Annotated in this window: 21 protein-coding genes; 7 read left to right on the top strand and 14 right to left on the bottom strand. The window is 27.4% G+C overall.

The annotated features are described in order from the left end of the window. Positions 1 to 22: 22 nt before the first annotated feature. Entirely contained in the window at positions 23 to 1,333 is a 1,311-nt protein-coding gene (locus HCG76_RS04785; RefSeq protein ID WP_221700405.1) for an NCS2 family permease, read from the bottom strand. A gap of 270 nt (positions 1,334 to 1,603) precedes the next feature. Between HCG76_RS04785 and HCG76_RS04780 the strand changes: the two genes are divergently transcribed. Genes HCG76_RS04780 through HCG76_RS04765 form a run of 4 tightly spaced genes read left to right on the top strand, consistent with a single transcriptional unit; the run spans position 1,604 to position 4,685 of the window. Next, positions 1,604 to 2,578, top strand: a complete 975-nt coding sequence (locus HCG76_RS04780; RefSeq protein ID WP_221700406.1) for a metal ABC transporter substrate-binding protein — start codon at positions 1,604 to 1,606, stop codon at positions 2,576 to 2,578. Beyond that, positions 2,575 to 3,369 carry a metal ABC transporter ATP-binding protein gene (locus tag HCG76_RS04775; RefSeq protein WP_221700407.1) on the top strand — a complete coding sequence of 265 codons (795 nt, stop codon included), beginning with the start codon at positions 2,575 to 2,577 and terminating at the stop codon, positions 3,367 to 3,369. The genes HCG76_RS04780 and HCG76_RS04775 overlap by 4 nt, the downstream gene beginning before the upstream one ends. A 3-nt stretch (positions 3,370 to 3,372) precedes the next feature. Then, positions 3,373 to 4,215 (top strand): metal ABC transporter permease, encoded by an 843-nt coding sequence (locus tag HCG76_RS04770; RefSeq protein WP_221700408.1) that lies wholly within the window; start codon positions 3,373 to 3,375, stop codon positions 4,213 to 4,215. A 32-nt stretch (positions 4,216 to 4,247) separates the two neighbouring features. Beyond that, positions 4,248 to 4,685 carry a Fur family transcriptional regulator gene (locus tag HCG76_RS04765; protein WP_221700409.1) on the top strand — a complete coding sequence of 146 codons (438 nt, stop codon included), beginning with the start codon at positions 4,248 to 4,250 and terminating at the stop codon, positions 4,683 to 4,685. Between the two features lie 27 nt (positions 4,686 to 4,712). Here HCG76_RS04765 and HCG76_RS04760 read toward each other — a convergent pair whose 3' ends face one another. The 13 genes from HCG76_RS04760 to HCG76_RS04700 form a co-directional block, all read right to left on the bottom strand. Continuing rightward, positions 4,713 to 5,774: an aldose epimerase family protein gene (locus HCG76_RS04760; protein WP_221700410.1), complete on the bottom strand. Its 1,062-nt coding sequence runs from the start codon at positions 5,772 to 5,774 to the stop codon at positions 4,713 to 4,715. An 84-nt stretch (positions 5,775 to 5,858) separates the two neighbouring features. Further along, entirely contained in the window at positions 5,859 to 6,671 is an 813-nt protein-coding gene (locus HCG76_RS04755; protein WP_221700411.1) for a nucleotidyltransferase domain-containing protein, read from the bottom strand. A gap of 109 nt (positions 6,672 to 6,780) precedes the next feature. After that, entirely contained in the window at positions 6,781 to 8,766 is a 1,986-nt protein-coding gene (pulA, locus tag HCG76_RS04750; RefSeq protein ID WP_221700412.1) for a type I pullulanase, read from the bottom strand. A gap of 198 nt (positions 8,767 to 8,964) precedes the next feature. Continuing rightward, on the bottom strand, positions 8,965 to 10,119 hold the full coding sequence (locus HCG76_RS04745; protein WP_260458103.1) for an LCP family protein: 1,155 nt from the start codon (positions 10,117 to 10,119) through the stop codon (positions 8,965 to 8,967). 164 nt (positions 10,120 to 10,283) lie between these two features. After that, positions 10,284 to 10,439: a zinc-ribbon domain-containing protein gene (locus tag HCG76_RS04740; RefSeq protein ID WP_195987384.1), complete on the bottom strand. Its 156-nt coding sequence runs from the start codon at positions 10,437 to 10,439 to the stop codon at positions 10,284 to 10,286. 224 nt (positions 10,440 to 10,663) lie between these two features. After that, positions 10,664 to 12,124, bottom strand: a complete 1,461-nt coding sequence (locus HCG76_RS04735) for a hypothetical protein (RefSeq protein WP_221700414.1) — start codon at positions 12,122 to 12,124, stop codon at positions 10,664 to 10,666. Between the two features lies 1 nt (position 12,125). Then, a complete protein-coding gene (locus HCG76_RS04730) occupies positions 12,126 to 13,529 on the bottom strand; it encodes a HAMP domain-containing sensor histidine kinase (protein WP_221700415.1) in 1,404 nt (467 codons plus the stop codon). Then, positions 13,510 to 14,211, bottom strand: coding sequence for a response regulator transcription factor (locus HCG76_RS04725; protein WP_221700416.1), 702 nt, complete (start codon positions 14,209 to 14,211; stop codon positions 13,510 to 13,512). Before HCG76_RS04725 ends, HCG76_RS04730 begins: the two co-directional genes overlap by 20 nt. Positions 14,212 to 14,319: 108 nt before the next feature. Continuing rightward, entirely contained in the window at positions 14,320 to 15,306 is a 987-nt protein-coding gene (locus tag HCG76_RS04720; protein ID WP_221700417.1) for a polysaccharide deacetylase family protein, read from the bottom strand. Positions 15,307 to 15,510: 204 nt separating this feature from the next. Further along, positions 15,511 to 16,338 (bottom strand): energy-coupling factor transporter transmembrane component T family protein, encoded by an 828-nt coding sequence (locus HCG76_RS04715; protein ID WP_221700418.1) that lies wholly within the window; start codon positions 16,336 to 16,338, stop codon positions 15,511 to 15,513. After that, positions 16,335 to 18,041: an ABC transporter ATP-binding protein gene (locus HCG76_RS04710; RefSeq protein WP_221700419.1), complete on the bottom strand. Its 1,707-nt coding sequence runs from the start codon at positions 18,039 to 18,041 to the stop codon at positions 16,335 to 16,337. The genes HCG76_RS04715 and HCG76_RS04710 overlap by 4 nt, the downstream gene beginning before the upstream one ends. A gap of 63 nt (positions 18,042 to 18,104) precedes the next feature. Beyond that, positions 18,105 to 18,224, bottom strand: coding sequence for a hypothetical protein (locus tag HCG76_RS04705; protein ID WP_370777849.1), 120 nt, complete (start codon positions 18,222 to 18,224; stop codon positions 18,105 to 18,107). 85 nt (positions 18,225 to 18,309) lie between these two features. Further along, positions 18,310 to 19,457 (bottom strand): IS3 family transposase gene (locus tag HCG76_RS04700; protein ID WP_260458273.1). Its coding sequence is split into 2 segments (ribosomal slippage): positions 18,310 to 19,214 and positions 19,214 to 19,457, totalling 1,149 coding nucleotides; the frame shifts between segments, so codons are not numbered across the junction. A 285-nt stretch (positions 19,458 to 19,742) separates the two neighbouring features. On the opposite strand from HCG76_RS04700, the gene HCG76_RS04695 reads away from it, so the two are divergent. Genes HCG76_RS04695 through HCG76_RS04685 form a run of 3 tightly spaced genes read left to right on the top strand, consistent with a single transcriptional unit; the run spans position 19,743 to position 22,841 of the window. Then, a complete protein-coding gene (locus HCG76_RS04695) occupies positions 19,743 to 20,105 on the top strand; it encodes a recombinase family protein (protein ID WP_221701780.1) in 363 nt (120 codons plus the stop codon). A gap of 17 nt (positions 20,106 to 20,122) precedes the next feature. After that, positions 20,123 to 21,865, top strand: a complete 1,743-nt coding sequence (locus HCG76_RS04690; RefSeq protein WP_221701781.1) for a recombinase family protein — start codon at positions 20,123 to 20,125, stop codon at positions 21,863 to 21,865. Beyond that, a complete protein-coding gene (locus HCG76_RS04685; protein ID WP_221701782.1) occupies positions 21,777 to 22,841 on the top strand; it encodes a recombinase family protein in 1,065 nt (354 codons plus the stop codon). Before HCG76_RS04690 ends, HCG76_RS04685 begins: the two co-directional genes overlap by 89 nt. Positions 22,842 to 22,909 lie beyond the last annotated feature (68 nt).

The raw sequence follows: 22,909 nt of genomic DNA, 5'->3' as shown, positions 1-22,909 counted from the left end.
CGAGCTTTTTTTTATAATTATTTTATTTAATAAATACAAATTTAAGTACAAATACTGCTGCTACAACTATTGTTGTCATACTTATTTCTTTACTCTTACCAGCAAATAATTTTAATAATATATAAGATACAACCCCAAATACAATTCCGTCAGAAATTGAATATGAAAAAGGCATCATAATTATTGTTAAAAATGCTGGAATAGCTTCTGTATAATCTTCTAAATTTATTTCCTTTATTGTTTCTATCATAAATAATCCAACAATAACTAAAGCTGAAGCAGTAACTGCAGGAGTTATTATTCCAAATATAGGTGATAAGAATAATGCTAAGAAGAACATAAATGCTGTAGATACAGCTGTTAATCCAGTTCTTCCACCTTCAGCAACACCTGACGCACTTTCTACGAAAGTACTTACGGTACTAGTACCTAAGCAAGCTCCTACTGTAGTTGCTATTGCATCTGCAAATAAAGCTTTTTTAATGTTCGGAACTTTTCCATCTTTATCTAACATATTCGCTTTAGTTGCAACTCCAACTAAAGTTCCTATAGTATCAAACATATCCATAAATAATAAGGTAAATAATACTATAACCATATCTAAAGAGAAAATATTATGCCATTCAAATTGCATAAATGTTGAACTTATTGATGGTGGCATACTTACTATTTTATTCGGAAGATCTACAACCCCCATAGGTATTCCTATTACAGCTGTAATAAGCATTCCTAAAAATAATGCACCTTTAACTTTTCTAGCTACAAGTATTCCTGTAATTACAATACCTATAATAGCTAAAAGTCCAGCTCCTGAAGTTATATTACCAAGGGCAACTATTGTTCCTCCATCCTTAGGATGTACAACAATTCCTGCTCCTTCAAGTCCAAGTAAAGCTATTAATAAACCTATTCCAACTGAAATAGCCTTTTTTATATTAGTTGGTATTGAATCAACTATTGCTTCTCTAACATTAAATATAGTTAATAATATAAATATAAGCCCTTCTAATAATACTGCAGTTAATGCAAATTGATAAGAATATCCCATTGATAATACTACAGTATATGCAAAAAATGCATTCAATCCCATACCAGGAGCTTGAGCAAACGGCAACTTCGCATATAATCCCATTATTAACGTAGCTATTATTGATGATAATGCAGTGGCAGTAAATACAGCCCCTGAATCCATTCCTGCTGCAGATAAAATTGAAGGATTAACTATTAATATGTATGCCATAGTCATAAATGTTGTAATCCCTGCTATAAACTCCGTTTTTACATTCGTATCATTTTCTTTAAGTTTAAAGAAATTATCTAAAAAACTATTCATTATATAAGCTCCTTTTTCTTTTGTTTTTTTAGTACTTTTATATAATAACAGAAATTTTAAAAATTCCAATACTTTTACGAACATTTTTTTATTTTCTTTAATTTTTGTTCAGTTTTATAACCTTTTTTATACATTTTTATATTTTGTTGTCGACTAATATATTATACCCTCAAAATTACTAAGAAATTTATAATTTACTTTTTTAAGAAAAGTAGTATAATAGTTATTATAATTGCAAATTATTATCATTTGACTTTAGGAGGACAAGTTATGAAATTTAAAATATCAAAAATTTTAATATTGCTACTATCAACATCACTTTTACTTATGGGTTGTAATAATAATCAATCTACAAAGAATGAAGATGACAGCACTTTAAATATAGTGACTTCATTTTATCCTATATATGTATCAACTTTAAATATAGTAAAGGATGTTCCAAATGTAACTATTACAAATATGACAAAATCTCAAACAGGTTGCTTACATGACTATCAACTTACACCTCAAGATTTAAAAACACTAGAAAAGGCTGATATTCTTGTTGTAAATGGTGCTGGAATGGAATCTTTCTTAGATGACATAATTTCACAATATCCTAACTTAAAAATAATTAATGCTAGTGAAGGATTAAATCTTTTAGAAGAAACTGAACATGATCACGATGATGAGGAAATTCATTCAGACCACGATCATGAAGAAGATACTGACCACGATCATGATCATGAATATAATGCTCATGTTTGGGTAAGTGTATCTGGTAACATTAATCAAGTTAAAAACATAGCCTCTCAATTAGAGGAATTAGATCCTACAAATAAGGATGCCTATGAAACTAATACAAATACATACGTTTCTAAGCTTGAAAATTTAAGTAATGAAATGCATGATGAATTAGATAATTTACCTAATAGAAATATAATTACATTCCACGAAGCTTTTCCTTACTTCGCTAAGGAATTTAATTTAAACATTGCTGGAGTAATGCAAATAGAACCTGATTCAGAACCTTCTGCAAAAGAAATTGAGGAAATAATTCAAACAGTAAAAGATAATAATATAACTGCGTTATTTACAGAACCTCAATATTCATCAAAAGTTGCTAATACTATTGCCGACGAAACTGGAGCTACTGTTTATGAATTAGATCCAATTGTTACAGGGGAAGCTACACCAGATTCATACGATGATTATATAAATAAAATGAAAGAAAATCTTAATGTTTTAAAAGAGGCGTTAAAATGATAAAAAAATCAAATTTTAATAAAAATACTAGTTGTAATAATTTTTGTTGTACTAAAATTGAAAATTTTTCAGTTACTTTAGGCAATAATGAAATATTAAAAGATGTAAATCTCCACATTCATTGTGGAGAACTTACTTCTATAATAGGACCTAACGGCGCAGGTAAAAGTACACTTTTAAAAGCACTTCTAGGAGAAGTTAAACACGATGGAACTTTAAACTTTGTTGGTCAAAATAACAATAAATATAATCAACCTATAATAGGATATGTACCTCAGTACTTAACCTTTGATAAAAATACACCTATTAGTGTTCTTGATTTATTTGTCTGTTGCAAAACATCTATTCCAGCTTGGTTAACTCCTAAAAAGAAAATACGCGAACAAGTTTTAGAAAGTTTAGAAAGAGTTAAAGTACCACATTTAATAGATAGACGACTTGGTGCTTTATCCGGTGGTGAACTTCAAAGAGTATTACTTGCATTAGCTTTAGATCCAATTCCAAATATTCTTTTATTAGATGAACCTGTATCTGGAGTAGATCAAAATGGATTAGAGTTATTTTATGAAATTTTAATGGATATCAAAAAGAATTATGATTTATCAATTATTTTAGTTTCTCATGATTTAGATTTAGTTTATAAATATTCAGATCGTGTAGCACTTGTAAATGGAACTATAATTTGTTCAGGAACTCCAAAACAAGTATTTAATAATCCTGCTGCAAAAAAAATATTCGGATTATCATTTGGAAGCTCTAATGAAGAATCATCTAATACAGGAGGAATTTAAAATATGTTTGATACTTTATACAATGCCATTGACATGTTATTGCCTTTTCAATGGCTATCTCATACTTTTATGAAGAATGCATTTATTGCTATACTAATAATAACACCTTTATTCGGATTACTTAGTACTATGGTTGTTAGTAATAAAATGTCTTTCTTTGCTGACTCATTAGGACACGGTGCCTTTACTGGAATAGCTGTTGGAATACTGTTAGGTGGAATTGATCCTATGTGGGGGGCAACTTTATTTTCAGTATGCTTCGCAATAGCAATAACTATTATTAAAAATAAAGGTACTTCTTCTACAGATACAATTATAGGAGTTTTCTCTTCTACTTCGATTGCTCTTGGATTAGTGCTTATGAGCTTTTCTAGTAGTTTAAGTAAATTTTCTTCATATCTAGTTGGAGATTTACTTAGTATATCCAAAGGTGAAATAATCCTTTTAATTTTTGTATTTATAACAGTTATTATTTTATGGGCTTTAATATTTAACAAACTACTTGTTACAAGCTTAAACACTTCACTAGCAAATAGTCGTGGTATGAATACCTTATTAATTGAAATTATTTTTACTTGTACAATAGCAGTTATTGTTACAATAACTATTAGATGGGTTGGTTTACTTATAATTAATTCACTTTTAGTATTACCTGCTGCAGCAGCACGTAATATCTCTAAAAATGTACGCCAATATCATTTATTTTCAGTATTAATCGCTATATTTTCTGGTATTACAGGATTAATAATTTCATACTATCTAAATACAGTTACAGGTGCAACAATCGTTCTTGTATCATCTGCAATATTCTTTATCACTTTAATTGTTAGGCGTAAATTTGTATAATATAACTTAAACCAATGCCTGGAGGTAATAATTTGGATAACGAAATTAACTTTAATGATATACTTAAATCAAAAGGGTTAAAGGTAACTAAACATAGAACTTCTGTACTTCAGATTATATCCAATAGTACCCATCCCCTTAGTGCTGAGGAAATATATTCAAAATTAAAGGAAAACTCAATTTCTATAAATTTATCATCAATTTATAAAATATTAGATTCTCTTTCTAATAAAAATGTAATTTCTAAATGTATTTTAGGTGATGATAACAAAACTTCCTATGAATTGAACACTTCCGAGCATAAGCATCACTTAATTTGTAAACAATGCAAAGAAGTATTTCCTATAAATGATTGTCCTCTATGTGTTTATGAACAACATATACGAGATGATATGGATTTTGATGTAACTGAGCACCGACTTGAAATATATGGCTATTGTAAAGCTTGCAAAAAAATGACTAAAGAGTAAACTAACTCTTTAGTCATTTTTTATCCTCTATTTATCTATAATACTCATTTTATAAACTGTAGTATGTCTATACTCTTGACCAGCTTCTAATACTATATTTGAAAACCCAGAATGATGCACGCTATCTGGGAAATACTGTGTCTCAAGACATAACCCTTGTCTTTTCTTATATCTTACTCCACCTTTTCCTATTTCATCTTCATTTAAGAAATTCCCTGTATAAAATTGTATTCCTGGTTTTGTAGTAAATACTTCTAGGACTCTTCCACTCTTATCATCTACAACTTCAGCAGCTTTCTTTAGTTCTCCTGTATAATCATCAATAATCCAATTATGATCATATCCATTTCCATTAATTAATTGATCATATTCTTTTTCTATATCCAATCCAACATATTTAAGCGTAGTAAAATCCATTGGTGTTCCTAATATATTTCTTATTTCACCAGTTGGTATACTTTCTGAATTTGCTACTGTTATACTACTTCCACAAATATTAACCTTGTGATTTAATATATCACCAGAAGCATGTCCGCCTAAATTAAAGTATGAATGATTAGTTAAATTTAAAACTGTATCTTTATCAGATTTACCATAATAATTAATAACCAATTCATTTTCATCTGTTAACTTATACTCAACAATAACTTCTAAATTTCCTGGATAATTTTCTTCTCCATCTCTACTCAAATATGATAATGATAAATACTCTCCATCTTTATCATTTTTAATCTCCGAATTCCATACTACTCTATTAAATCCTTTATTACCACCATGAAGATGATTATTACCATCATTTTTTTCAAGCTGATATTTTACTCCATCAACTTCAATTTCAGCTTTTCCAATTCTATTAGCACAACGACCAATAATAGAGCCAAAATATGTTGTTGTTGTTTTATAATCCTCAAATTTATCATATCCTAAAACAATATCATCTTGTTCTCCATGCTTATTTTTGGTAAGTAATGATAGTATTATTCCACCATAGTTTGTTATCTTCACAGTAGTGTCTTTATTAGCCAATGTATAAATATAAACTGATTTATCATCAATTTTATTTAGCATTTCTTCTTTTTGTATTCTCATTATTGCCCCTCCATTAACGTATTTACATAATATTCTATCATACTAATTATACCAATCATAAACACAACTGTAAACATTACCACTTTAACTTATTAATTTTTCTTCTTTAAGAATTATTTCTAACTCTTTAACAAGATTATTAATATCCTCTAATATCCTCTCATTACATTTATTAATATTATTAATTAAACTCTCAATATTATTCAATAAATTATTAGGTATCTTCTTACACGAAGTATTAACTATACTCAAAAGCCTTTTCTCGCCTGGATGAGGAATTTCATTTACAGCAAAAATAATATCAAAATAACTATCAAAAAATGCAGATATTCTATTATTTAAATTGACTAAATCCTTTCTATTTATTGCTTTTTCTATTTGATTATAGTATGCTGATAAATTCTTTTTTAATATAGGATAATTTTTATTAACTATATTTTGTTTAAGCTTATCTGGATAATCTACAGTATACTTCTCTTGTAGATCCTTAAATTCATTATATCTATCAAAAACTATTAACGAATTAATTACATTATTCCAAAAACAAGTTGTATATCCTATAGATGCATTATATTTTCCCACAACATTTTCCAATTGATTCTTTAACCAACTAAATTCAAAATAAGCTATATCAACTTGTATTGATGAATTTCTCAATATAAACTCATCTGAAGTACCCCAAAACGTATTATTTATCTCCATTAAGTCCGAAAACTTCTTACCAATTAATTCTCTTTTTTCAATTGGTATATCTTTTTCCGTAATTATATCTATATCAATATCTGAATAATTATCCTTTCTTCCACTTGCACATGATCCTGCTAAAGTTATAGCAACTACTTCATCTAATCGCTTAAACTCATTGACTATTTGATAAACTATCATATTCATACCCATAAGTCTCACCCCTTTTATCAATTTTAAATACAATATAGAATGTAGTTTATTAATTTTAATAAAAACCACATCCTATATAATTTATTCTATTGCCTATATATTTAGTATATTATTTTATTAATACTTTTATTGATTTTGCTGGAACCATTACTACATCACTATCTATCCTTTCAATAATTTCAGTTCCTGCTTTTTTCTCATCAACAAGTACTCCCCAATTTTTTTCATTAAGCTTAATAGTTTCTTCTTTTTCATTAGCATTTATTATAACTGCTATTTTAGAACACTTATTATCAATATTTTTAGAATCTATTAAATACGCAACTAAATTATCAGCCTCGAACTCATTTCCTTTTTCTAAGAAGTGGATATTTCTTTGTATTTCCTTATTGCTATTCATTCTAAAAGCTTTATACTCTTTTCTTAAAGAAATTAACCCTTTATAATACTCAACTAACTCTTTATACTTAACTTTTCTATCCCAACAAATTCCATTCACCTTATCAGAGGATGCAAAACTATTTTCAACTAACTTCCCACTTTCATCAACTTTACTTCTTGCCATTTCCTCACCAGCATGTATAAAACTTATACCTTGTGAAGTAAGTATTATTCCAGCTATTAACTTATTCATCTTTATTAATTCTTCTTCTGTACAATGTGGCGATACTATTTGAAGTTTATCCCACAAAGTATAATTATCATGTGCTGATGCATAAGTTACTGTTTGATACGGTTCATTAGCCCAAAATTCCTCAGAATATACTATATTAGTTTTATCAACTTCTTTATGAGGTGTTGATGCTACTATAGCAAACTTAATTGTTTCTTCAAGTCCCTCTTTACCATTTACAAATCCAGCTTCTTCTTCATAGAAAACATGTCCTTTTATTCCATCTCTACAGTCATCACTAAATGCTGCTATTTGTAATTCATCAAACTTATAGGTATTTTTCTTTAACGCTGCTTCACTATCCTTTAAAGGGCTTGGGCCTCCCATCCAACCTTCACCATATACAATTATACTTGGATCTACTTTATTTAATTCTTCTCTTATTAATTTCATAGTTTCTATATCATGTATTCCCATTAAGTCAAATCTAAATCCATCAATATGATATTCTTTAGCCCAATATACAACAGAATCCACCATATATCTTCTAAACATATATCTATCTGATGCTGTTTCATTACCACAAGCTGAAGCATCACTATAATTCCCCTCTTCATCTTGTCTATAGTAATATCCCGGAACAGCCTTATTTAAACAAGATTCTAGATTATAAGTATGATTATAAACAACATCCATTACAACTCTTATTCCTGCCTCATGTAATGACTTAACCATTTCTTTAAACTCTTTTATTCTAACATTTCCCAAATAAGGATTTGTTGAATAAGAACCTTCCGGTACATTATAATTTTTAGGATCATATCCCCAGTTAAACTGTGGCTCATCTAACTTAGTTTCATCTATAGATCCATAATCAAATGCTGGTAATAAATGAATATGAGTAAACCCCATATCCTTTATGTGATTTATTACAGTTTTAATTTTTGTTCCTGGAATACATGAATCCTTAATAGTTAATGCTTTAAATTTCCCCTTATAATCATTATCTATTCCTGAAGACTCATCAATAGATAAATCTCTTATATGTGCTTCATATATTATTGAATCAGTAGGATCCTTTAACTCTGGTTTTTTATCCCCTTGCCATCCTTCCGGATTTGTACTTTCTAAATCTATTATCATTCCTCTATTTCCATTAACACCTACCGATTTAGCATAAGGGTCAACCACTTCGTTAATTTTTCCATCTACATTAACTAAATAATTATAATATTTACCATTCAAATCTCCATTTAACTCAATTATCCACGTTCCATTACTCCCCTTACTCATAGAATAAACTTCTTTAGCATCACAATTATATTTATATCCATCATCGCCATACAACGCTATTTGAACATTAGTTGCTGTAGGTGCCCATAATATAAATTTGCATCTATCTTTATTATAAATTGCTCCTAATTCTCCGTTATAACCATATATTTTATCAAAATCATTATTAAATTCCATTTTAATACTCATTTTATTATCTCCCCTCTATAAACTTTGTCCATTGGATAAGAATTTTCGGAAACGTTTCCGACTTATATATCAATTGTATACTATTTTTCAATCCTTATCTACAAATAAATACATTTTAATATTATTTTTATATATAAAATAATTTAATTAATGAAAATTGTTTGTAATTTAATAACTACAAACAATTTTCTATCTTAATTAATCCCATTCACCACTAACTTCTTCTTCGTCTTCTTCATTTATACTTTCTTGATTGCTGTTATTATCATAATCATTTTCATAATCCTCCTTCCACTCTCCAGTTTTATATTCATAAAGAGCTTCTCTTAAAGAGTTATAATCAAAATTACTTTCATCTGGTTCTATATCATTGAATATAAAATCATGTAAAATTTCAGTATTTTGTTTTCTATCCATTATAAATACCCAACCAATTCCTCCGCCATATTTCATATCATCAGATAATTCTGTAAGCGGAATATGAATTTGCTTTGTATCTAAGCTAGGAAATTTATAAATTGTATATGCCATATTTATAGCATCCATAATATCTATATTAGTATTTATATAATCTAACATGCTATTAACAATTCCTAAGTATTTTGTTGGTTTTGTTTCTCTTAACTTTTCTGCAACTTTAAATAATACTTCTCTTTGTCTTTCAGTTCTCTCAAACTCATCTCCAACACCTTTTCTTATTCTTGCATAAGATAATGCTTGTTTTCCATTTAATAATTGTAATCCTGTTTCTGTAACGGGGCAGTCATTTCCACCTGTAGATTCTCCGATATACTTATTTAATTCCTTTAATTGATAATCTTTAACATCTATTTCTAATCCGCCAATCTGATCAATTATAGCTTCAAACCCCCAAAAATTTATTATTATATATTTATCTATACTTATGTCATATGTTTCTCTTATTGTATCCTTTAATAATTCTATTCCCCCAAAAGCCATAGCTGCATTTAACTTGTTGGCTCCATATCCTTCAATATCAACAAGTGTATCTCTAAATAATGAAGTTAATCTTATTTCTTTATTATTACTATCCAATGTTGCAATTATAATAGAATCTGCTCTTGCAGGTTCCTCTAAATCTCTTCCATCTGTCCCAACTAATAATACATTAGTAATTCCCTCTACTTCTTTATAATCTACATCATCTTCGCTTTTCTTCTCTACAGTATTTAATTTTACTTCATTAGGCTCTGTATATATTTTACTTTTTACATAACTAAAATATCCCATAATTGTACCAATTATAGCTACTATTACTAAGATTATAATTGAACCAATTATTGCTTTCTTTTTAGGGAATTTTTTTCTTTTATCTACTGTATTTCTATTCATTTTTTTGCCCCCTATTAATAAACTATACGACTTATATATTTTACCATATTTTTCATCAACCATGATATAAATTCATTATTTTTATATAAATATATTTTATACTATATTAATTTTTTCTATAAAAAAAGACTATAAGAATAAATCTTATAGTCTTGAAAATTCAATTACTTTCTGTTGTTTTGAGCTTTTCTTGCTCTTCTGCACTCAACGCATCTTACTGGTTCGTTATCGAATCCTTTTTCTTTGTAGAAAGCTTGCTCTCCTTCAGTGAATAAAAATTCTTTTCCGCAGTCTCTGCATACGATAGTCTTATCTGCCATTTTAAATTCCTCCATTTTCTTAAGATTTATCATGGTTAATAACATATCTCTTGAATAGGAGAAATTTTATTAATCTACTTTAAATCTTGTGCTTGTATTAGTCAAATATTTTTGACTTCTTTTTTAATTATACCATATATATTTCATATTACAACACTTTTATACAATTTATTAATTTTTTATCAAAAAAAACATTATGTATATTTCTCATAAGTATACTTTTATTAATTTTCTATTATTAACTCCCCATCAACAAATGCCTTTTCCCACTGTTCTACATAACTTCCACTAGACCATTCAGACATTATTATTTCATCATTTTCACCTATAGGAATCATTTCTAATGGCTCTGTTATCAAATTTCCATTCTCTATTTTATAAATCGCTATATAATCATAAAATTGAACTAATGCAATTTTTCCTAATGGAGATATAAATACATCCTTAAAAAATCCTAATTGTTGTTTTAGTGCTTTCCAAGACATATAGAGAGAATTATAATTTATAAATCTACTATCAGGTAGTATTGATATTTTAAAACTTTCCCCTGCTTCATTAATATCTCTTGGTAATAAATTAGCTACAAACATCCAGCGTCCTATCCTTCGTTCTATTGCCAAATTATTATAATTTATTGATGAAATATTTAATTGCTCTAATTGTTCCTGGGATAAACTATTAATTTCTCCTTGAAATTCTTCTAAGTATTTCTCCTTTTCAATTCCTGTAAATATCTCATCTATCTGTAAACCATTTTCAATGTTAATATTATTTACAGGTATTATTTGATAAATTGGATAATTTCCCATAAAAGAATTTCCTTGATATTTTCCTATTGCAATATAATCATTTCCAACAAATTTTATGGTCTTATACTCACTTTTATCTAAATTTAACTTTCCTACTGTATTATCTTTTAATTTTTCGTCATATTTTCCAACCTGAAATTCATCATATTCAAAGCCATTACTATTCTTTTGATTAACTTCTAATTTCCATATTCCATTTAATCTCGGAAAAATAATATTTGGTTTTTCATAAACATTTCCTATTTTCCAATTATCATGAGATATCCATAAAGTTCTATATTTCTCATTGCTATATATTCCTTCATCTATTTCCTTATTTGGAGTTTTAATACCTAACATAATTCCTTCTTTTGCATCAAACTCTTCCTCTTGAGTTTCATTTCCTATGACAACATCATTTTTGATATCATCAAAATTAGCACTTTTATTTATACGCCTTAATTTAATCAGATTACTTTTATATAGTAATATCATTTCAGTATCAGAATTTAAAAAGAATTCTCCTATTATTTGATTCTTATCAATTATAGATATTAAATCTACCATTTCTCTACCGTTCATAAACTCATTCATTGTTAAGCTATTTTCATAAGAAATGATGTAATCCCCCTGAACAGCTTTTAATTTGTAATGAATATTTTGTTTATAAATCCCTAGAATATTAACTTTATTACTATCTAACTGTATTTCATCACCAATTAAATACGCTAAATCCTCCTCATCATCTTCTTTATCACCTAGTTTTTCTAGCGATTCAATTCTCCAGGTTCCAATAAAATTAAAAATCCCACTATTCTCTTCACTAATACTCTTCGCCTGACCCCCAAAAAGTAATATTATAATGAAAAAAAATATTAACAAAAATTTTCTACTCATACTATATTTCTCCCTGATTCAATGGAATTTTAATAACTACTTCTGTCCCTTCATTTTCCTTACTTTCGATTTCTAAGCTTCCATTATGTAAGTTTACTATCTCATCACATATAGATAAGCCTATTCCATTCCTAGATTTACTATTTTTGCCCTTATAAAATTTATCCTTTACTCTTGGTAAATCTTTAATACTGATTCCACTTCCATTATCTTTTACTATAAACACCAAATTACCATTTTCTCTCTTAACACTTAATATTATTTCTCCATGCTCACCAGTAAATTTAAAAGCATTATCTATAATATTACTTAAAACTTGCTTAATCCTATTTTCATCAAAATAAACTTTACCAACATTTTTATCTATATTTATTATAAACCTTTTTTTCTCTCTATCAGCTCTTGGTCTCATATAATTTGCAATATACTCAATAAAACTTTTCACGTCATTTTCTTTTACATTTAATGTAATAACACCGTTTATAAGTTTTGAAAAATCAAGTAACTCCTCAACCATATCAGTTAACCTATCACTTTCTTTTTCAATAATATCAAGGCCTAAAGCTACTGTTTCCATATCACTACAATCATATTTTAATGTAACAGCCCATCCTTTAATTGATGTTAACGGAGTCCTTAGTTCATGAGAAATTGATGATATAAACTCATTTTTTAATTTTTCTCTTTTTTCAACTTCACACCCCATATAATTCAATGTTTTTGATAATTGAGCAATTTCAATATTATCAGTAATATTACTTCTAATATTTAAATTCCCTTTTGCCATTTCTTTAGCAACCTCTGTTATTTTTTTTATTGGATATACTATATCCCTAGCTATTATTAAACTCATTATTATTCCTAGCATACCCACAATTACAGAAATAGCTAAAAATAATATACTAAATGAATCTATTATTTTATGTACTTCCTCTAATGAAAAAATAATTCTAACTATACCAATTCTTTCATTAATATCTATTTTAGAGGTAATAGCTTTAGATACTATCATTACCTTATCATTATAACAATTTACTTTTCCAGTCCAAACCCCTACCTCACCAGCTTTAGCCTTTGCAATATCTGGTGTGCTTAAAAGTTCTGCATCTCTTACCCCATATGAATCCATTAATAAATTTCCATCTGAATCTAATATTTCAATTTGTTCATCATTAGTATTCAAAAAAACATCAACATTTTCATATATATTTTCCATTAATTTATTATTTGAAAAATATTTTTGATAAAATTTAATAGATGATTCCAGTTGATTAAGTAAAGTATTTTGAGTATTTTTATAATAATATCCCTTTAAACATAACAGAGTTAATATATCTAGTATTAAAACTGTTAATATTATTACTATAAGGAAATTCTTTAGTAACTTACTTCGTATACTCTTCACACTCTTCTCCTCTCCATCTATAACCAAATCCCCATATTGTCTCTATATATCCTTGTTTGGATGATGAATCTTCTATTTTACTTCTAAGTCTTCTTATATTAACATCTATAATCTTTGAATCTGCAAAATAATTTTTCCCCCAAGCCAAATCCAGTAATTCATCTCTTGAAAAGGCTCTATTAGGATTCTCTATGAATATTTTAATAAGTGAATATTCTTTAGGCGTTAAATCTATCTCTTCATCACCCTTAAAAATTTTCTTTCCATATATATCTACAGTGAATATCCCCTCTTTTAAAACCTTTTTCTCATCATCTTTTCCAATTCTTCTTAATATAGCTTTTATTCTTAACAATAATTCCATAGGATTAAATGGCTTTACCATATAATCATCTGCCCCATATTCAAGACCTATTATTTTATCCATCTCTTGTCCCTTTGCTGTCAGCATTATGATTCCTATGCTCTCTTGTTTTTCTCTTACTCTTTTACATACCTCAAACCCATCTATTCCTGGTAACATAACATCTAATATTACTATATCCGGCTCTTCTCTCTCTACTATTTCTAAACCTTCCTCTCCATTATCAGTTTCTAAAACTTCAAACCCATTTCTCTTTAGATTTATTTTTAAAAACCCTCTTATACTTTCCTCATCCTCAACTATTAATATTTTTTTCATGCCAATTTCCTTTCAGTTTTATAGACTTACTTTCTTTATTTATATTTTCTAATATATACAAATAAAATACTGGATAAATAATTAATTCATCCAGTATTTAAAACTTTTTTACTTCAGAGTTCTAAATTCATATCCTAAAGACTTTAAATAGTCTATAATTTGTTGTAATGCTTGTGCTGTTGTTTCCTTTGCATTTGTATCATGCATTAACACCACTAAAACATCATCATTTCCTGCTAAATCATTTACTGAACCCTTTAATCTACTTACTAATTGCTCAACTGTTCTACCGTTACTTTCTGCATCTCCATTCAAACTATTCCAATCTATGTAACTATAACCGTTTTGTTCTAGAATAGGATCTAACGCTTTCGTATTCCAGGACATATGTCCTCCAGGCAATCTAATAACATTAGTAGTAAAATCTTCACCTAAAACTGATTTCATTATATCTTCTGATTTTTTCATATCATTTATAAACGCAGTAGGATCCGCAACTCTGCCTGGATATAAGACACTATAATCATGACAATATCCATGATTTCCAATGGCGTGTCCTTCCATAACCATTTCTTTTAACAATTCTTTTTGTGTATCACTTTTCTCAACATTACTTCCTAACACAAAGAAAGTAGCCTTTGTATTATTAGCTTTAAGAGTCTCTAAAATTTGCTGTGTTACCTCAGTAGAAGGTCCGTCATCAAAAGTAAGATATGCAATTTTCTTTCCATCTTCTCTTAAATAATTCCATTTACTAAGCATACATTCTATATCTTTAGCATTATCTGCATATAAATCATTTTCATAAGAAGTATATACTATATCTTGTTTATTTGTAGCAGTATTAACATTTTCTTTGTTAGATATATTAGATTCTTCACCATCAACCTTAGCATTACTACTTTCCTCTGACTCATTTTCTTCCTTTATATTTATGTTTTGACTGGCAACAACTTCTGTATCTTCATTATCATTATATAAGTTTTTTATTCCAAACAAAACACCTACTAAAACTATTATTGCAATACTATTTTTTATTATAATCTTTCTTTTTTTGCTAAGTTTTTTTCTTGTAAACTTTTTTGATTTGTTCATCTTAAATTCCCCCTATCTACCTCTTACATATCTCTATACTTTATATTATACCTATATAAGTGCTAAATTAAATTACAAAAGAGTTACAATACAACTATAATTTATGGCTATTTGTGAATTTTTTTCCTTATTTGATTTCTACATTAAATTAAAAATATAAAAAAAGTTAGCACCATAAAATTTTATAGTACTAACTTTTCTTATTTAAATAAACGGATTATAAAAACGTCCTTTATTAGCTATATTAGCAATTATAGCAATAACTAATATAGAGGCAACTAAAATAATCGCAATATAATCATTTTTCTTAAAAGGCTTTTCACTATACCATGTACGCTTTTTCTTATTTCCAAATGCCCTCAATTCCATGGCTGTACTTATTGTATCTATTCTATCTAGACTTGAAAAAATAAGTGGCATTAAGATAGCTGCTGAATTTTTTATTCTTTTAATAAAACTTTCTTTTTTTGATGTATCTATTCCCCTTGCTTGCTGTGCAAATGATATATCTTGATAATCCCTTTGAACATCTGGAATATATCTTAAAGCTATAGATACTGAATAAGCTACCTTATAATTAACTCCTATTTTATTTAACGAAGCCGCAAATTCACTTGGGTTTGTAGCAACCATAAACAATAATGCCATAGGTATTATTGAAAAATATTTAAGAGTTATATTAAATTGATAAAATAACTGTTGAACTGTAACTGTATATGGACCTACTATTTTAAACAAGTCTGTTCTACTTCCATATATCTCTACCCCTTCATATGGTGAAAAAATGAATATAGCTATATTATTTATTAGTAAAAATACTAATATAAAATATACTACAAATGCAATTTTTTTAAATTCTACTTTAGAAAGCTTAAATACAATAATACTTATAATAAACATTCCTACAAGCACTCTAGTATCATATGTTATCATTGAAGCTATTGCCCATAAAACTAATGCTATCAATTTTGCAGCACCCGTCAGCTTATGAATAGGCGAATCTATTTCTGAATAACTTAACATTGTATTCATTTTTGTCTAACCCTCCTATCATAATCAATAAACTTTTTAACAAATAATCTTGGATTTTCTAACCCTGTTTTTACTGCTAATTCATATAAAGAAGTTTCTTTTAAATTAGATTCCTTTATTACCTCTTTATCAGTAAGAATATTGGCTGCTGTATCATCAGCTAGCTTTAACCCATTAGCCAAAACAATTGCTCTATTAGTATATTCAAGCATTAAATGCATATCATGAGTAATCATTACAATAGTTACTCCTTTTTTATTTAGTTCTCTTAAGAACTCCATAATCTCCGTATAATGCTTAAAATCTTGACCTGCTGTGGGCTCATCTAAAATAATTATTTCTGGATTTAAAACTAGTATTGATGCAATAGTAACACGTTTTTTTTGTCCATAACTTAGTGCAGAAATTGGCCAATTACGGAATGGATATAAACCACATATTTTTAGTGTTTCAATAACTCTTTTATTTATTTCACTTTCTGAAACTCCTCTAACCTTCAATCCTAAAGCAACTTCATCAAAAATCATAGTTTTTGATATCATTTGATTTGGATTTTGCATTACCATACCAATTTTCTCAGCACGTTCTTTAATAGTATCATTTATTAAATCTCGCCCATTAAATAATATTCTTCCTGAAGTTGGTTTATAAAAACCACATATTAACTTAGATATAGTAGATTTTCCTGCTCCATTTTTTCCTACTACACTTACCATTTCACCTTTATTAATTTTAAATGAAACTCCATGTAAAATCTCCTTACCTTTTTCATAACCGAACTTTACATCTTCCATTTCAAGTAATACTTCTTTATTACTAACTTTTACTTCTTCTTTTGTTTCATTGTACCAATTTTTTATTTTATCTATAGATTCATCTATTTTTAATAAATTTATATTTTCCGGTTTAATTTCAGGTGTAATTTTACATCCAGCATATTTTAAAGCCGTAATATATAGAGGTTCTCTTATTCCTATATCATTAAGTATATTAGAACTTAATAATTCTTCAGGAGTTATATCTGCAGCAATAATTCCTGAATCAATAACAATTATTCTATCTATAGATGAGTGTAATACATCCTCTAATCTATGTTCTATTATTAATATCGTTTTATTGCTTTCTTTTTGTATTTGATTTATTAACTCGATTGCATTCTTCCCAGTAGCTGGATCTAAACTTGCAAGTGGTTCATCAAATAATAATATATCTACATCCGAAACCATAACTCCCGCTAATGTTACACGTTGTTTTTGTCCACCTGACAAACTGTAAGGTGCAGAATCTAAATGACTATCTATATCTACAATTTTTGAAACAAGCCTTACTTTTCTCTTCATTTCCTCTTGTGATACACAATCATTTTCTAACTTAAAAGCAATGTCCTCAGCTACTGTAAGTCCTATAAACTGTCCATCTGGATCTTGTAATACAGTACCTACTGTATTAGATAATTCAAAAATGCTTGAATTCTTACTTTCTTTACCTTTAATCTTTAAGCTTCCTGTTATTGTTCCTTCATGTAAAAAAGGAACAAGACCATTTATACAGTTAGAAAATGTACTTTTTCCTGAACCAGATGGCCCAACAATAAGTACCTTCTCACCTTCATATATAGTTAAATTTATATTTTTTAATGTTGGCTTTGCTTGAGCTCTGTATTGAAATGTAAAATTTTCGAACTCAATTACAGGTTTTTTCATAGCAAATCTCCCTCGTTTTTATATGTAATATAATTAATTTTCATCTTTTATCTTAAATTTTAATTAATCTTCTCTATCTAAACTACCTGTTTTTATCTTAGTTTTAGCATAAGTATGTAATAATATAGTTCCTAATACAGCAACTGTAATTGAATTTGATATTGCTGCTATAGTTCCTTGCAAGTATACTTTATTAGCTGGTTCCGCATATATAACTATATCTAACTGGTCTTATGTCAATATTTTGGACACAAAAAGTCAAACTTTTTTATGCTGCACTTCTAGCTAATAATTCACATTGTTCTGGTGTCATGTAATTAATAGAAGAGTGTATCCTTTTTCTGTTATACCAACCTTCAATATATTTAAATATAGCTATATTGGCTTCTTCGAAGGTACGATATGTATTTCTATAGATTTCTTCCTTCTTTATTGAAGAATGGAAAGATTCTATACAAGCATTGTCATAAGGACAACCTTTTTTACTAAATGATTGTATAATATTAAACTCTTTACATAGCTCTTTTAAATCATTACTAGTATATTGAGATCCTAAGTCTGTATGAAATATTATATGCTTATTTTTATTAGGATTTTGATTGTAATAAGCATTTTTTAAAGCTTTAACAACTAAATCATTAGTCATTCTTTTACCGAAAGCGTAGCCAATTATTTTTTTAGAATGTAAGTCAAGAACTGAAGCTAAATAGCACCAACCATCCCTACTAGTATGAATATATGTAATATCTCCTACCCATTTTTCATTAATACAAGTAGTTGTAAAGTCTCTTTTTAAAACGTTTTCTAAATCTTCTACTACCTTTTTACTTGAATGAGGCTTGTATTTCTTTACAGTTACTGCACAAAGGTTAAGTTTAGTCATTAGTCTTTGAACTCGCTTCAATGATACATTGAAGCCTTCTATACCAAGTATATAATGAATTCTAGGAGCACCATATATGCCTTTATTCTCTTTATATATCCTTTTAATAGCTGATTTTAATTCCTCATTTTCTAGTTCTCTTGCAGATTTAGTTTTATCAAAAGATTTATAATATGTGCTTCTGGCTACGCCTAGAACGGTACACATAGTCTTAATATCATGTTTGCTTTTATTATTATTTATAAATTCTATCACTTCATCTAATTTCTTGTTGCAAATATGGCCATAGCTTTTTTTAATATTTCATTTTCCTCTTTAATTCTTGCCATTTCTTTTCTTAAAGCTTTTACTTCTTTTAATGTCATAACTTCATTTTCATCTATTTTAATTTCTTTTACATCTTTAATCCAGCCGTTAATTGTTGATTTTGCAATGCCATATTCGCTACTTAACTCTGCTAAGCTCATTCCTGATTTAAATAACTCTACTATCATATCCCTATATTCTTGATCGTATCTTCTGCCCTTTCCCATAATGGACACATCCTTTCTTAACTAAATATTATTTTAACTTAGTTCGTCTTAATGTGTCCACTACTTTATACTAACACCAATTGATACTGAATTATTAGTTAAGACTGGAATTAATACAGATGATTACTGTATAAAAAAAGCTGTTTCCGAAGCTATTTTTAATTATGGCACTAAGAGCTAACATATTTAAATTACAATAAGTTTATTTTTATATTTTTTTAGATAATTTATTCAATATATTGAATGAATTATCTAATTTAAATTTATTTTTAAGGAGTGATATTTATGAATTTAACTTTGTTAACTACTTCTAATACTTCTAATGATTTAGCTGTTATATATACTAAACTATCTTTCGATAAAACTAAAAATCTTAAAACTCACTTTGAAGATTGTAAAAAATGTCTTAATTATACGCATCTTAAACTTTTTAAAATTTATAATGATGACTCAATTAGTAAAGATACTTCTTTATACTCTAGAATTGAATTTTCAAAACTAATTAATGATGCTAAGATGGGTAAATTTTCTACAATCATAGTTCCTTCTATAGATAGATTAACCAGAAATTATAATGAATATTTAAATTTAAAGTTATTGCTAAAACAACTTAATATAAAACTTATAGTCGCTAATTTATACTTTTAATAAAGGAGGTTTATATTATGCGTAAGAAAAATATTAAAAGTGAAAATACTTATATTGATTCCTCTAAAATGTGTGCTATATATGCAAGAAAATCTCATAGTTCTGATACTAATACCAAAGAAAATCAATTTGATAAATGTATGGAGATTGCTACCAAAAACAATCTTTCTTTATATGCATTTTATTACGAAAAGGTTACTGCTGTTCAAATTCCAATATATGAACGTAAAGAATTTCATAGCTTAATTTGTGATGCTAAAGCTGGTAGATTTAAAACTTTGATAGTATCAACCTTAGATAGATTAGTTCGTAGATATGATGATTGGATACAAACAAAAGAATTTTTAAATAAGTACAATATAAAGCTAATATTCGCTGATAAAGGTACTACTTTTGATATTAATTCTCCATTTTCAGACACTGTTATAAAGATGGAATTGTTAAATGCTATACATGAAGCTGAAAATATTAAATCTAGAACTGATTTAGGTAAAGCTATAAGTAGAGCTAACGGTGAATATTCTAGTGGTGGTGGTATTCCCCTAGGATATTCAAAAGTTCCAAATTCTAAAGAGTACTCAATAAATATTATAGAAAGTAAATTTATTAATTATTTATTTGAATCTTCAATTGAATATGTTAAGACTTATAAACAAATGCAATATAGCAAACTTGGTAAAAATGTCTTATATTTAGCTATCGAAGCTTCAAATAATTTTTCTATTGATGGTCTAAATACTATATTATATACACTCAAAAAAGAAAATGATATTACCTTAATAAAAGATTTAATTAAATTATTAAAAACATATAACTCTCATGATTTATTTAAATTTCAACTTAATAATTTTATTACTGTGTTTTCATCCAAAAAAAATTTGGGCTCATATGTTAAAGATATATTATTAAATCCTGTTTATACAGGCTTGCTATATATAATACCAAGAAATAAAAAAAATCACTCTTCAATACCTGATAAAGCCATAGTAGAAGGATTTAATACTTTTTTGTTAGACTATACTGCATTTAATGAAACCACCAATATTGATGGTTTTATTAATAGAGATATATTTGAGTCTGTTTATTGCTATATCTATAAATTACAAATAGATAAAAAGGATTTAACTCCACATTTCATATTTAAAGATAAACTTAAATGTAGTTGTGGAAAAAAATTGTATCTTATTGAACCTGGAATATTATCTTGCAATAATAAGAAATGTCATAAATATCATAAGGATACTGTCTTAGAATTAGTTTTATCAAGTATTATTGATGAGATTCTTCTAGATGGTAAAAATACATTCAATAAATTTATTGAAGGATTAAATTTAAACATTTCTAGACTAAATAAAAAATTAAATTATTTTAGCAAAAGAAATGATGAATTAACAGACAAATATATACTTAACCCTGATGAATTTATAGAAGCATCTATTTATGATAATACTCAATCTATAGAAAAAATATTAAATTTAATTGCTAATCATGAATGTAAAAAAGCTCTTATTGAAGACTTAAAAGAACCTGTATTAAATAATGAAAATCTATCACTAAGTATAGGGAAAAAAAGGCAAGAACTTAAAAGATTATTAATTTTTAATATTTTAAATAACGAAGATACCTATAGTAGTCTGCTTAATGGACTTATCAAGGAGGTGATAATATCATATGATAATAAATCAGAATTACTCTCAGGAAGTATCCAGTACGAAGTTACAGCAAAAAACAATAGCTGTATATGTGCGTGTATCAACTGATGAGCAAGATGGAAATAATTCTAAGCCAAATCAATTAAAAGTTATAAACACTTATATATCTTCTAATTTTAATAACTTTAATGTAAAAACTATAATTTATGATGAAACGATGAGTGCATCAATTCCCATACAACATAATAAAAATAATGAGGACTATCCTGAAAAATACGACTTTAGGCAATTACTTAATAGACCTGAGTTAATTAGAATGTTAAGCGATGCTGAACTAAACAAATTTACTGATATATGTGTTTATTCTCATGATAGACTTTCTCGTGATGAATTTCAAACATTTATAATTCTAACTACTCTAAAACTATTTAAAGTTAAAATACATTATTGTTGCCCTACTGAACAAAGTACTAATAACTCAGAAAAAGGTAGTAAATTTTTAGATTATATGTTTTCTTGTTTTGCTAATATAGAAGCTTTTAAAATATCTACTAGAGTAACTGAAGGTTGTGAAATTAATGCTAGAAATGGTATTTGGGGAGGTGGAAAGCCTCCATTTGGATATACATTACAACAAATACCTAATACCAAGAAGAAAAATAAATCCCAAAGTAAATTAAAAGTTTGTTATCAAGAAGCTTTTATTGTTAATAAAATATTTTATTTATATACGACGGGATATATTCCCAGTGAGATAATTGCGGAAATCAAAAATCTAAAACTTAACTCTATTTACTCACGTAAGTGGTCTACTGATGCCATTCTAAGTATCTTAAGAAATCCAGTATACAAAGGATTTCAAGCTTATAATAAACGTGGAGGGAAAAGAAAGCCTAATAGAAATTCTGAAGATAAATTTATATATGCTGATTATAATGAAGATTGGGCTATAATTTCTCAAGATATATGGGATAAAGCTAAACAAATTAGATTACAAAGAGAAGCATCAACTACAATTCACAGCACTAACTTTCTATTAAGAGATGTTTTAAAATGTGAACATTGCAATACTGTATGGTGTTAGTATAAAGTAGTGGACACATTAAGACGAACTAAGTTAAAATAATATTTAGTTAAGAAAGGATGTGTCCA

This window comes from Clostridium sp. K13, from assembly GCF_019734195.1.
Taxonomy (GTDB): Bacteria; Bacillota; Clostridia; order Clostridiales; family Clostridiaceae; genus Clostridium.
The sequence above is the reverse complement of the archived record's forward strand: the minus strand, read 5'-3'. Positions and strand labels throughout refer to the sequence as shown.

Bases quoted from the DNA above. Each gene is read 5' to 3' on its own strand.
- HCG76_RS04785 (WP_221700405.1), bottom strand. From the start codon at position 1,333: ATGAATAGTTTTTTAGATAATTTCTTTAAACTTAAAGAAAATGATACG.
- HCG76_RS04780 (WP_221700406.1), top strand. From the start codon at position 1,604: ATGAAATTTAAAATATCAAAAATTTTAATATTGCTACTATCAACATCA.
- HCG76_RS04775 (WP_221700407.1), top strand. From the start codon at position 2,575: ATGATAAAAAAATCAAATTTTAATAAAAATACTAGTTGTAATAATTTT.
- HCG76_RS04770 (WP_221700408.1), top strand. From the start codon at position 3,373: ATGTTTGATACTTTATACAATGCCATTGACATGTTATTGCCTTTTCAA.
- HCG76_RS04760 (WP_221700410.1), bottom strand. From the start codon at position 5,774: ATGAGAATACAAAAAGAAGAAATGCTAAATAAAATTGATGATAAATCA.
- HCG76_RS04755 (WP_221700411.1), bottom strand. From the start codon at position 6,671: ATGGGTATGAATATGATAGTTTATCAAATAGTCAATGAGTTTAAGCGA.
- pulA (WP_221700412.1), bottom strand. From the start codon at position 8,766: ATGAGTATTAAAATGGAATTTAATAATGATTTTGATAAAATATATGGT.
- HCG76_RS04745 (WP_260458103.1), bottom strand. From the start codon at position 10,119: ATGAATAGAAATACAGTAGATAAAAGAAAAAAATTCCCTAAAAAGAAA.
- HCG76_RS04740 (WP_195987384.1), bottom strand. From the start codon at position 10,439: ATGGCAGATAAGACTATCGTATGCAGAGACTGCGGAAAAGAATTTTTA.
- HCG76_RS04735 (WP_221700414.1), bottom strand. From the start codon at position 12,124: ATGAGTAGAAAATTTTTGTTAATATTTTTTTTCATTATAATATTACTT.
- HCG76_RS04725 (WP_221700416.1), bottom strand. From the start codon at position 14,211: ATGAAAAAAATATTAATAGTTGAGGATGAGGAAAGTATAAGAGGGTTT.
- HCG76_RS04720 (WP_221700417.1), bottom strand. From the start codon at position 15,306: ATGAACAAATCAAAAAAGTTTACAAGAAAAAAACTTAGCAAAAAAAGA.
- HCG76_RS04715 (WP_221700418.1), bottom strand. From the start codon at position 16,338: ATGAATACAATGTTAAGTTATTCAGAAATAGATTCGCCTATTCATAAG.
- HCG76_RS04710 (WP_221700419.1), bottom strand. From the start codon at position 18,041: ATGAAAAAACCTGTAATTGAGTTCGAAAATTTTACATTTCAATACAGA.
- HCG76_RS04695 (WP_221701780.1), top strand. From the start codon at position 19,743: ATGAATTTAACTTTGTTAACTACTTCTAATACTTCTAATGATTTAGCT.
- HCG76_RS04690 (WP_221701781.1), top strand. From the start codon at position 20,123: ATGCGTAAGAAAAATATTAAAAGTGAAAATACTTATATTGATTCCTCT.
- HCG76_RS04685 (WP_221701782.1), top strand. From the start codon at position 21,777: ATGATAATAAATCAGAATTACTCTCAGGAAGTATCCAGTACGAAGTTA.